Origin of the sequence: Pseudoalteromonas sp. XMcav1-K (genome assembly GCF_044005875.1) — a bacterium.
Taxonomy (GTDB): domain Bacteria; phylum Pseudomonadota; class Gammaproteobacteria; order Enterobacterales; family Alteromonadaceae; genus Pseudoalteromonas; species Pseudoalteromonas spongiae.
In genome coordinates this window covers 78,377-90,928 of record NZ_JBIPJE010000045.1, presented here as the reverse complement: position 1 = coordinate 90,928, position 12,552 = coordinate 78,377, and the positions used below count along the sequence as shown (strand labels likewise).

Sequence of the window (12,552 nt, the reverse complement as noted above, 5' to 3'; positions counted from 1 at the left end):
TTACATATAGACAAGTGCTTAGATAGTAATTTATACGTTTAGATATATACTTTTTAAATTTAAAATACAAAAAAGCCACCCGCAGGTGGCTTTAAACAATAGCTGAATAATATTAATCAGTAATGATACGTAACATTCTACGCAGTGGCTCCGCAGCGCCCCAAAGTAGCTGATCACCAACCGTGAACGCACTTATATATTCTGGGCCCATCGATAATTTACGAATACGACCAACAGGAATAGATAGGGTTCCGGTTACATTAACTGGCGTAAGTTCTTTACTTGTTACTTCACGCTCATTAGGTACAACTTTTACCCATTGATTATGTGACGCTAAAATTGATTCAACTTCTTCCACCGAAATGTCTTTTTTCAATTTGATTGTCATTGCCTGTGAATGACAGCGCATAGCGCCAATTCTTACACATAATCCATCAACTGGAATAGGCTGCTTATTGCTACCTAAAATCTTGTTTGCTTCAACTTCCGCTTTCCATTCTTCTTTACTTTGACCTGAAGGCATTGGCACATCAATCCATGGGATTAAGCTACCTGCTAACGGCACACCAAATTGGTCGGTTGGCAAAGTGTCTGATTTAATTTTTTCAGAAACGAGTTTATCCACTTCTAAAATAGCCGATGCAGGATCAAGTTTGTCAGCCACTTCGTGATGAATTTCACCCATTTGCGCAATGAGTTCTTTCATATTACGTGCGCCTGCGCCTGATGCCGCTTGGTAAGTCATTGGGCTTACCCACTCAATAAGGTCTTGCTCAAACAAGCCACCTAAAGCAAGAAGCATAAGTGAAACAGTGCAGTTACCGCCAACAAAGGTTTTAACCCCCTGCTCTAACCCTTGTTTAATTACATCAAGGTTTACAGGATCTAATACAATAATACTGTCATCAGCCATACGTAGTGCAGATGCAGCATCAATCCAGTAACCATTCCAACCGGTTTCACGTAATGCTGGGTACACAGCTTTGGTATAATCGCCGCCCTGACACGTGAGTACCACGTCCATTTTGGCCAGCTCATTGATATCATTTGCGTCTAATAATGGTTTTGCGTCACCTGCGATATCAGGTCCAAGTTGGCCGGTTTGTGAGGTGGTGAAAAAGGTCGCATCAATTTTCGTAAAATCACCTTCCTGTTGCATACGCTCCATTAATACGGAGCCAACCATACCACGCCAACCGACTAAACCAACTTTTAACATAATTCTAATTCCTAAATAAAATGTAATAACTTTGATGCGTGAGAGTTATTAATGTTCTACAAAGTGCAGAAATTTGAATCTATCATTTAGACTTCTAGAAATCTACCGTATAAAAGGCTTTGTTGAATAAAAATCATAAAAAAAAGCCCAACCGAAGTTGAGCTTTTTGGCTAGGTAAATTAATACGCTAGGTTTAGTTGAAAGTCTATGTTGTTAGAACTCGTATGAGAAGTCTAAGCTGATTTCCGTTGGCATTTCTTTTTGACGAATTAATACGTCATTTTGCTCAACTTCAAAGTCTTGACCTAGTAGGTTTTTAACTTTGAACGTAATCGTTGAGTTAAAGTTTGGATAATAACTATATACAAGGTCTAACGAGTTAATTGGTTGCTCGTATGCATCGTCAAAGTTATTAACACCAGCCGCAAGAATACGGTCGCCAAATACATTGTAGATAACGGACGCTTGATGATTACCATTGTGAGAATCATAGTTAAGCTGAACGTTTGCAACGTACTTAGAGTGACCTGTCATTCGACGTTTAAGATTTGTTAAATCGCCGCGCTGACTCTCTAAAATTGTAACTTCTGAATCACTTACCGTTAAGTTACCTGATGTAAAGAACGCACCGCCTAACATATCGGCACTTAGTTCTGTCATCCACTCCGCTTCAATACCGTAAACAACTGCGTTGTCTGCGTTATCAAATTGCAGTGTAAAACGACCATCACTTTCAGTAAGTAACGCTTCAATTGGGCTATCAATATCTTTATAGAATGCACCAATTGAGTAGTTATCACCGTTGTCTAGGTAAAACTCCACACGTGTGTCAAAGTTATCAAGGTAACTTGACTCTAGGTACGGATTACCAAGGGTACGATAATCAGTGAGTGGGTCTTGATATTGAACAGGCGTAAGTTCACGTAGATCTGGGCGAACAACCGTGTTGCCGTAACCAAAACGTACTTGGTAGCTATCTTGACTGTACGTCATAGAAAGTGAGCCAAAGTAGTCGTCTTCCATTACGGTCGCTTGCTCTATGGCTTCGCTGCTTAGCTTATCTTCAAGTAATGCAGGGTCAAATGCACTTCGTGAAAACGCTAACGCAACTTGACGGAAATCTTCATAACGCACACCACCGCTTAAACGCCAGTTGTTATTAATGGTGTAATCGAATGCACCAAAATATGCGTCAATCATTTGCGCTGCTAAGTAGTCATCTGCTGTTGGCTCTTGGAATAATAGCTCAACATCTGTGTTATCTACTGTGCTGTCGTTACTGAAGAAACTGCCAATGTTTAATGCATCATTTTCACTTTGAGCCAGTTCTACTTGCTGAGTTTGTGCAAAGCGGTAGTTAAAGAAGTCAGTGCGATAATCACGCGCTTTTTCTATAAAGTAACCACCACCTGAAAGCTCAATGTCAGAACCATCAAAGTAAAATACCTTGTTTACATTTACGCCCCAGTTTTCAACCTGATCTTCCATATCAACAAAGCGATATAAATACGGGTTGCCACCGAGTGAGCCATTATAGAAGGTACGTTGGTATTGACCGTCTTGATACTCATCGCGCACTGTGATTTCAAGTTCACCTGGAATTTCTGTCGTCGCCGTTGAATCGGTATAATGCCAATCTATACCAACGCCGTCTAATACACTCCACGTTAAATTATGCTGACCGCGAACTTGAAGAATATCTAATTCACGCTCTTCAAATGACGTTGTATGACTGCGCTGAACTTGACCATCATCAATACTTAATGATTTTGATGGCTCTTGATAAATAGCAACTGACGCTTCGTCTTCGGTATCACGAAGTTTCATGTATGTTGCCGTTAATTCATGGCCATCAAGTTTATAACCTAAATTTAAAGAGGTATTTAGCTTGATATTATTTTTGGTAGTTTGCTTTTCATTTTTAGCCGAATAACAGGCAAAAGTTTTTGTTGAACACTGCGCTGCCTTGGCTGCATCGGCTGACGATAATACGGCACCAAACTCATTTGCATTAGACCACTCATTGTCATATGCAACGCTTGCCAAAAAGCCAAGCGACCCGCCAAAACCCAATACATCGTCAAAACGGTCACCATAAACTGCTTTAATGCCAAAATCTGGATTTAAGCTTTCTTCTTGTAATCCATAATCACGTGGCAGTGCTTTAATCAGATCTTTGTTTAACGCAATCGCAGCGTCTTGACCGATATCTTCACCAAGCGCTTTTGACTCAATATCACGAATGTTTCGAATAGAAATATCCGATAAACCGTTAACATAACGATTAAGTGCAGCACGCACCGTGCCAGGCATAGCACGTGTGCCGTCGTCGGTACCTAACCAATCATCGCTGCCACCTTCGTAGGTGTAACCTTCATCATTGGTGTCTTTATAGCTTGCACCGATATCCACTTTAAACACGCGATCATCAGGAATGCTTTTAGTACGAATATTTACGTCACCACCACCGAACGCCGCTGGCATATTTGGTGAATAGGCTTTTTGTACTGAAAGTGACTCGATAATGCTTGATGGGAAGATATCAAGTGGAATAACGCTACGCGTTAAATCTGGGCTCGGTACAGATGCGCCATTTAATCGAACGCTTGAGTAACGCTCACCTAAACCACGTACATAAATAAATTTATCGTTTACTAAGCTTAAACCTGTTACACGACGAAGCGCAGATGCAGCATCTGAATCACCGGTACGTGAAATTTGCTCAGCACCCATAATGTCGGCAACGAAAGCTTGGTTTTTACGCTCTTCAATTACTGCACTTGCACTGCCTTTTAAACGGCTTGCGGTTGCAACAACTTCTTCAATTTCCTTTTGTACTTGTGCCTGTTCATTCTCATCTGCAACAGAGGAAAATGACGAAAACGCACAAAGCACCGAAAGCGTAACTAAATTAGCTTTAAACTGCTTTTTTGGTTTCATTATATAATCCTCTAAACCTATAGTTTTTATAAAGAGGTGTGGCTAACGCCACACCTAAACTCACTACTTGGCTTAGATTAGTGACCAGCGCGCTCTAGCGACGCTTTAACAAATTCTGCCCAATCGCCTGTTGCACCTTCTTGAATTGCGCCAACAAAACCGGCGTTATCAAAGAACGGATTGACTTCGCTCATGTCTTTTGCAACAACTGTCACAGCGTTACCGTCTTTATCCATCATTGCCGATTTAGTAGATACGCCATCTGCTGCAAAAATGTTTTCAAAGTTAGCAAAGCCAATCGTTTGGTTGTTGTTACCTGCCGCAAACCACGCTGCGATATCGAAATCAGCTAATTCACCAGTTAACGGAGTGTCAATTTCTTCAAAGTTAAGACCACATGCAAAAATCGCGCTTTCAAATGAAATATCGCCATTTTTCGCGTTTGCATGAACACCCGCTGCACCTGATAAATCTTTATCGTTAAATAAATCTAAACAGCCTGCTCCAGCTTCTGTAGACGAGTTGGCAAACAGGATATTTGCCATTTGCACTTTACCCCATTCTTTCATTTCCATGCCAGCTCCGTCACGGCGGCCTTCTGCACCTGCAGATCCAGTTGCAACAACCGTTGCGTTAGCAATAATTGGGTTTGATACTGTTGTTACTAAGCCTTGGCCATCACCTGAAAGCGGATCTTTTTTCGCACCGTCAGTTTCAAAGCCGTGGTTACCGTATTCTTTTGAGTGAACAAGGATGTATTGGCCCATGCCTTTCCAACCCTCATCCCAGTCAATACCGTCATCGCCAGTTTCTGTTACAACAATGTGCTTAAGGTTCACTGAACCACCGAATAGCTCGATACCGTCATCGAAGCCGTTGTGAACGTGAACGTAATCGATTGTAGTGCCTGAACCTACCGCGTTAAGCGTTAAACCGTTAAGTTCATCACCTTCAACACCAAAACCTGCGTATTTGATAACAATATGCTTTAAAATACCGCTGTTATCTTGTGGATCGTTACCACCGTAGTATGAAACGATACCTTCTGCTGGGTGGTTACATAGGTCTTGGCTTGCAGCGTCTGCAGTACAACGAATTGAATGACCGCGACCATTTACTTGAATACCACCCCAGTCACCAATTTGTGCTGTTGTTGAATCATCGCCATCAATCTCTGAAATAGAGGTAAATACGATTGGCTTGTCTACTTCACCAATTGCTTCGATATTTGCACCACGTGCAATACGAATAAAGCTTTCTGGTTTAGTGAACGCAATAGTTGCGCCCGCTTCAATTGACAGTGTTGGACCATTATCGTCAATGGTTGCGCCCGTTGACGTATCAATGTCTTTACCAATAAATAAAGCACCTTCGAAGATATGTGCGCCGTTATCTTCAAGCGCTGGGATTACGAAAGAGCTTGTTATGTCTTTTGCGTTACTTGCAAATGCTTGGCTGTAAACACAGTTTACGCCGTCTGCTTCACCAGTGAACGATGCACCGTCAAGCGTATACGTTGCACATGAAATTGGGTCTGGATTTGAACCACCTGGGTTTGTTACAGAGTTGTCTACGCTGTTATCGACTGTAGTTGGTGTAATATTGATATCGCCGCCACAACCTGCAAGAGTAAGTGCTGATGCAACCATGCTCACTTTAAATAAACCAGAAAGTTTCATTGTTTTCTCCGTTGATAGTTTTTAAGCTTTTTCGCTTTTTATGTGCGTGTGCACTAATTTAGAACTGGCTCTAAGTTAGAGGGTTTATGTGTCAAATGGGTTACACTTACTTAACATGTGCGTGACAGTTTCTTGTCAGATTTTTTAAACACTACGAACTTACACGTATACATGAGTTGCTTTAAAAGTGTTTGAAATACAAAGAAATAAGGGACCATGAAGGTCCCTTAGGGTTGATTACAAATTTATTTTGATAGGTATGTTACAAATAAGCCTTGGTTAACGTGTCTTTATCAAGTTTTTCACGTTTCACATATTGCAGCCACTGGGCCGCTAAGCGTTCTGACTTTTTGTATTTTTTAGCTTGCTCAAATGCAAGGATAGCTGCATCGAAGTTTTCGAGATTGTATTGCGCCATTCCAAGCGCAATATAGGCGTTTGATTCTTGCTTTAAACTGCCTTTATTTAACGCAGCACGTGCAGAATCAGCCGCTTCATCAAATAATTCTAAGTTTAAGTACACTTCTGCTAAACGGCGATCATATTCACCAGTATCAGTTTGTTTTGCAGCCGCAATAAAATACGGCACTGCTTTTTTATCTTCTCGCGCTTGCATATAGGCTTCTGCTACAAAGATAAGGTTCTTTGCTGATTTTTCGATATTGCCTTTTTCAAACCCAATCTCCATCGCGTTTGCTGCTTTGTAAGCAAGACCTGAATACATGTATATTTGTGCCAGATTTTTAAGCTTAGTTGCATCATCCAAGAAACCACGTTGTTTTGCTGTTTCAATCAGTGCTAGTTGCTTATCGTCCTGGCCTACTTCACCGTACATGCCAGCCAGCTGTACCCAGTATTCAGGTTTGTCAAAACGTAGCACCATTTCTTCTAGTACACGTACCACCTCTTTTGGTTGGTTTAGCGAATAGTGAGACGCACGCAGTAAGATAAACCAGTTTTCTTTTACGTCTTTATTATCAACTTTGTTAAGGTTAATCGCGGTATTAATGTATTTAATTGCGCTTTGGTAATCCTTCGCTTGATAACTAGCGTTGGCTTTAAGCTCATAATAGTTTGCCTGTGGCGGTTTGGTATTAAGCGACTCCCAACTATCAAGATAACTCAGCACTTTATCGAATTGGCCTTCAGCCATTGCTAATTGCGCTAGCGAGAAAATGGTATTGAGCTTTAAACTTTCTGGGATCGGGTCTTGCTTTACTACATTTTCAAATGCAGCCATAGCCTCACTAACACGGTTTTCGTTGTAATAAATAAAACCGTAAAAGTTGTACATCATGGCTACTTCATAACTGTTCATGCTTGAAGATTTCTTTTGGACAATATCCAGTGCTTCAAGGCCTGCTGCTACATCGCCGTCGTCAGCCAGTTTTTGTGCACGCGCTAGTTGCGTATACACTTTATTGCGAAGAGCTGGAACACGTTTGGTTTTAACTTCTTCAGCAGATACTGATGCAAACTGTGTCTGGAACATCGCGTCGCTCATTGGCGCGCCAAATACACAACCAACTAATGCAATACTAATTAAATTTCTTTTCAACATTGTAATTCAACCTAACTATTTAAAGTGTTAGCGGGACGTTCCCGCTAACAAACTACCCATTAATTTGGAATGTAATTTTGTTTTGTACACCCGCTACTTCAACGGCTTCACCGTTAACAACGCGCGGTTTGTATTTAAACTTAAGCGCGGCGTCCATTGCGGCACGGTTAAAGATTTCTTCTGGCTCAGCTTGTATTACACGTGGTTCACTTACTGTGCCTGATTTAGTTACGGTAAATTCAACAATAACGTAACCCTCAATACCGCGACTTAACGCTCGACGAGGATAAACAGGCGATACCTTAACAATCGGTAGGTATTCACCATCACCCGAATCAAGCGCAAGCCCTGCAGCTAAATCAACATTGGTGTCAACATTGGCAGAAAAATCAAAATTACTCGCTGTATCAGTGCTTTCGCTGCTACTCGTTTGTGGCGCCATTGGCGGTGGTGGCTCTTTTGGCTTTGGCGGCTTTTGCGGCTTTCGTTCTTTCTTTTGCACAGTCTCTTCTTGTTTAAGACGCACAAAATCAAGAACGTTCCCTTTTACCGGTTCACTTGCCACGCCATCACCACTTTGAATTAGCGCCTGCATGCCGAAAAACAACAACGCAGTTACAACAATCGCGATTAAAGTGGAAATTAAATAACGCATTGTTACGCTTCCTGCGCCGCGATTGATACGTCAAATACACCTGCCGAACGCGCCGCATCCATTACCTTAATTAAGGTATCAGTAGTGGCTTTTTTATCAGCTTGAATTACAACGCTGCCCTGGGGGTTTTCTGCGTGTAAACGTTCGATATTAGCTTGAACCGCACGCACATCTACCTGGCGTTTGTTAATCCAAATTTCGCCTTTATCTGATATAGCGACAAGAATATTGGCTCGTTCTTTTTGTACTGCTGTCGCCGCTTCAGGTCGGTTTACATCGATACCCGCTTCTTTTACAAAAGTGGCCGTTACAATGAAGAAAATCAGCATGATAAATACAACGTCAAGCATTGGCGTCATATTGATTTCTTCGTTTTCTTCTTCTTGAAATACATTTGCTAATGGTGCTCTCATTACTAGCTCCTAAAATTCGTTTAAAATTGGTGTTAGTGGTCTAAGACCAATTTATCGTCAAGTAGCGCTACTTCGCGCTTTGCTTTACGCTGTAAATACGTTGAGGCAAATACCCCTGATAACGCACCTACCATCCCTGCCATTGTTGGTATAGTGGCTTTTGATACGCCCGATGCCATTGAGCGTGCGCTACCCGTACCGGTAATTGCCATCACATTAAACACCTCAATCATGCCGGTAACCGTGCCAAGTAAACCAAGTAATGGACACAGTGCTACTAACATATTGATCATGGGTAGATTGTGATTTAGCTTTAAGCTAATACGCGAAATATTTGCTTGTTTGATTTGCTCCGCTTCCCAGCTATTGCGCTCCTCGCGTGCGAACCAGTTGGTGATCACTGATTTTTTACTTGAACGGTATGTTGTAAACAAAAACATAAAACGCTCAATAACCAATAACCACATTGCGCAAATCAGGACTCCGATCACCAGCAGCACAGAGCCGCCGGTGTCTAGAAAATCGCGTATCGCGTTGATGAAGTCCGCAAAGATAACCATCTTACTGCGCACCTTTCTCACTGCGCTCAGCAATGATGCCTGCGCTTTGCTCTTGTAAAATTACCAATAGGTTTTTAGAGCGAGTATTTAGTAGCGTGTAAATAAATACCGTAGGAATTGCCACAACAAGGCCTAACACAGTGGTTACAAGCGCTGTTGAAATACCGCCTGCCATTAGTTTCGGGTCACCAGTACCGAATAACGTAATGGCTTGGAAGGTATTAATCATACCGGTTACAGTACCTAGTAGACCCAGTAACGGCGCAACGACAGAAATGATTTTAATCAGCGTTAAGTTACGTGTAATACGTGGCATTTCTCGTAAAATTGCTTCTGATAATTTGAGTTCTAGGGTGTCGTAGGTTACATCTGGGTATTGATCTTTCACCTTCATTACACGGCCAAGTGGATTGTCTTCTGATGCAACATCCGTTTTAAGCTGACGTTTGATTTTGCCACCCATAATCATTAGCGAAACAAAGCGTTCTAAGGCAATTAATAAACCGATTAAACCTACCGCTAAAATAACGTAACCTACCGCTCCACCTTGGTGAACTTGCTCTTCAGTACTTGGTGCTTGAACTAATAAACCAAGAATTGAGCCACCTGTTGGGTCTAGGGCAAAATCAACAAAACCTGAGTTTGCTGCTTGTAAATCTGCCGCACTTGACTGAAAACGTGAAGCGGGTTGACGCGTCAATTCAGATAATGTGTTAGTGGTTTCGTTGTAAGTAAGGTATTTGCCATCCGCGATTAGGTTGAATGAACCAACACGTACCACTTCTTTATTTACTTTTTCGCCGCCAGCAACAATCACATCGCGGTTAAAGCGCGATACTTTACCTTGCTCAGTCATTTCGCGCTGTAATTCGAACCATACTTTTTCAATATCTTCGATTGACGCAAGCTTTGAACTCGAACCCATTTTTTGCGCAAGTTCGCTTAAGAAAGCACCACGACCTGGCAATTCAGCAGATACGTTTGACGTAATAAATTTACTTTGTGTATCGCCCGCTACTTGCTGTAACACACCAAATAGTTCTTTTAATGAACCCATGCGCTTGTTTAGCGTTTCGCTCATATTCGCTAGTTTGATTTCATTTTCTTCAAACTGAGTTTCAAGACGCGTCGACGCAGAAATTAATCCATCACGTTCATTAATACGCGAACGTAACATCGCAGCTTGTTGAGTATTTGCTTTAGCAAACTCAGCTTCGCGGCGTTGGTTATCTTGTGATTGTTGATAGTTACCCTGCTCAAGTGTTTTTAACAGTGAATCAAGATCTACTGGCTGTGCTACAACTGCACTTGCTGTGAATAGCGTGCTTGCAGCAATAACAGATTTTACGAATTTCTTAACTAACATAATGGCCTCTAATTAAACTGCTTTAACAGGTAGCGTTAACATGTCTGGTGCAAGTTGCTTTTTAGCAATGCGAATTGCTTTATTGATTTGTGAAATATTGCTATCTGGTAAGCGTTCAAACGCCTTAGCGTCGGTATTCCATACACCCGCTTTTTTGCCATCTTTCGTTAGGTAAATAAGGTCAAGGCGACCAATACGTAAAAAGTCCACTTCACGCTCTTGGCCTTCAACATCGATAAGACCGGTGTACGCTTCAATGGTACGGCCATAGTCAACTTCGATTTGATAAGCTTCTAATACGCGGCGGAATTTTTCACTTGATGCTACATCTGCGCGGTCCATTAACTGCTTTAATGTGGCTAAGCGTTCTGCGCGCTCGTTTGGTAAGAAAGGAACATCTAATGCTACAAACTGCTCAAGTGAGGTGATCATCTTAAGCATTAATGGCGTAATTTGACGTTCAATAACCGATACTTGGTCAATTGATACGTTAATGTTGTCCATTTCTGTTAATTGATTTGCGATTTGTTTTTCTAGTTGCTTGTTATAAATCGTTAAACCATCAATCTCTTTATTAACAGTTTTAAATTGCTGTAGGCGACCTTGCATTGTGTCAGCAATTTTATCTATTTTTGCTTGCGACTTTTGTGCTGATTTATTAATTTTATCTGCGCTGTCGATCACAGGCTTAAGTTGATCATTAGCAACGGCCGTTAGCGAACATCCAACTAGCGCTGTTACCAATATCTTTCTACTAAACTTAGTTGTAAACATTTTATGTAACCCTATTAAATGATTGCGCATAGTCTAGAGGCACAAAATGACACAAGGGTTTCATAAACATGTCATTTACATTACATGGCAGTAAATTTGAAATCTTTAGATATTTTTACGTTATAAATCAATTGTTAATGATTTGCATTTTATCTCGCACAGGGATTCTGTTAACGAATATGTAACCGTGATTTTTCATTGACATGACAAAAAATCGTGCGCGTTGTCATATTTCTTAGATGACTTTGAGCAAAACAGATACGGCAAAGTTGGCATGAAGTTGATTGGTAAGAATTGGCTATGCGGCAAAAATACGAATTAATGCCGCATGTGAAAATGAGATTGCTAGTTTTTCTTTTTAAACGTAACGCGATTATTGTTATCGCGATTTTGCAACAAAAACTCTCTTGAGTAGTCAGTGTTAGTAGCCTTTGCTAACCTGTCGTATAAAACAACATTAACCGTTGCTGCAAGATTCATACAGCCAACTGTCGGTACATAAACAACATCATCGCAGTGCTTTAGTACGTCTTTACGAATTGACCCATCTTCGGGTCCTAATACATAAATGGCGTTTTCGGGGTGCTCGAAATGCGGTAACGGTGTTGCCCCATCAATTAATTCAACAGCGATTATTTTAGTATCGGACTTAACAAGTGTTTCAATATTTTCAAGTGCACACAGTGGTATTTCATCGATACGCTGTTTTGTGTCGGTTGCAAATTTTTGCGCAAAACCATAACGATTACCTGTGTGATGAACCTTTTCAACGCCATAGCACCCTGCGGCACGCATTACGCCACCCACATTTGTTGCGCTTTTAGGGTTAATCAGTACCACTTGTACCTTGCTCATTAGTCGTGGTCCTCTTTAGGCCAATCGGCTATGTAATCTTCAAACAAATCCATATCGATTTGGTTATCTTTCATTACACGGCCTTTAACGCTAATCCCCATACGATGCATTACCGCTTTACTGCCGTTATTTAAAAGTGGATGCCAAGACGCAAGGCCACGCCCTTCATGTAGACGACGGTAGCTACAACTTGGTGGCATAAAAAAGATATTATCGATGTTATCTTTGGTCAGTTTTACACAGCTAGGCACTAAAGATGTGCGGTTTTCATATTCTGTACAAAAACACTTTTTAGTATCGAGATAGCGACACACAATCGCAGTATAGATAATCTCTTCGCCTTCACGCAGTACATCGGTACTTTCAAAACTTTCTTCTTGTTCATCGCTATCAATAAATGTGTGTAAACAACATTTACCGCAGCCATCACAAATGGCTTCCCATTCATCGTTGTTCATCTCTGCCAACGACTTTTTAAGCCAAAATTTATCTTCTAACATATGTGCCCCTAAATTTCAGGGCGACATTTT

The 12,552-nt window shown here is 41.2% G+C and carries 11 protein-coding genes; all 11 read right to left on the bottom strand.

Annotation, left to right across the window (positions count from 1 at the left end; translation table 11 throughout):
• Nucleotides 1-112 precede the first annotated feature (112 nt).
• Entirely contained in the window at nucleotides 113-1,219 is a 1,107-nt protein-coding gene (gene asd, locus ACHSBP_RS13310; protein ID WP_394225976.1) for an aspartate-semialdehyde dehydrogenase, read from the bottom strand.
• A 213-nt stretch (nucleotides 1,220-1,432) separates the two neighbouring features.
• A complete protein-coding gene (locus tag ACHSBP_RS13305) occupies nucleotides 1,433-4,159 on the bottom strand; it encodes a TonB-dependent receptor domain-containing protein (RefSeq protein WP_395389119.1) in 2,727 nt (908 codons plus the stop codon).
• 77 nt (nucleotides 4,160-4,236) lie between these two features.
• Nucleotides 4,237-5,838, bottom strand: coding sequence for a hypothetical protein (locus tag ACHSBP_RS13300; RefSeq protein WP_010559195.1), 1,602 nt, complete (start codon nucleotides 5,836-5,838; stop codon nucleotides 4,237-4,239).
• Between the two features lie 262 nt (nucleotides 5,839-6,100).
• Entirely contained in the window at nucleotides 6,101-7,399 is a 1,299-nt protein-coding gene (locus ACHSBP_RS13295; protein WP_395389117.1) for a tetratricopeptide repeat protein, read from the bottom strand.
• A 52-nt stretch (nucleotides 7,400-7,451) separates the two neighbouring features.
• Complete coding sequence (locus tag ACHSBP_RS13290) at nucleotides 7,452-8,054, bottom strand: energy transducer TonB (RefSeq protein ID WP_395389115.1); 603 nt, start codon at nucleotides 8,052-8,054, stop codon at nucleotides 7,452-7,454.
• Between the two features lie 2 nt (nucleotides 8,055-8,056).
• Nucleotides 8,057-8,467 carry a biopolymer transporter ExbD gene (locus tag ACHSBP_RS13285; RefSeq protein ID WP_010559198.1) on the bottom strand — a complete coding sequence of 137 codons (411 nt, stop codon included), beginning with the start codon at nucleotides 8,465-8,467 and terminating at the stop codon, nucleotides 8,057-8,059.
• Between the two features lie 32 nt (nucleotides 8,468-8,499).
• Entirely contained in the window at nucleotides 8,500-9,027 is a 528-nt protein-coding gene (locus ACHSBP_RS13280) for a MotA/TolQ/ExbB proton channel family protein (RefSeq protein WP_010559199.1), read from the bottom strand.
• A gap of 1 nt (nucleotide 9,028) precedes the next feature.
• Entirely contained in the window at nucleotides 9,029-10,393 is a 1,365-nt protein-coding gene (locus ACHSBP_RS13275; RefSeq protein WP_395389113.1) for a MotA/TolQ/ExbB proton channel family protein, read from the bottom strand.
• 12 nt (nucleotides 10,394-10,405) lie between these two features.
• On the bottom strand, nucleotides 10,406-11,167 hold the full coding sequence (locus ACHSBP_RS13270; RefSeq protein WP_395389112.1) for a DUF3450 domain-containing protein: 762 nt from the start codon (nucleotides 11,165-11,167) through the stop codon (nucleotides 10,406-10,408).
• A 345-nt stretch (nucleotides 11,168-11,512) separates the two neighbouring features.
• Entirely contained in the window at nucleotides 11,513-12,022 is a 510-nt protein-coding gene (locus tag ACHSBP_RS13265) for an RNA methyltransferase (protein ID WP_010559202.1), read from the bottom strand.
• A complete protein-coding gene (locus ACHSBP_RS13260) occupies nucleotides 12,022-12,522 on the bottom strand; it encodes a YcgN family cysteine cluster protein (protein ID WP_010559203.1) in 501 nt (166 codons plus the stop codon). Before ACHSBP_RS13260 ends, ACHSBP_RS13265 begins: the two co-directional genes overlap by 1 nt.
• Nucleotides 12,523-12,552 lie beyond the last annotated feature (30 nt).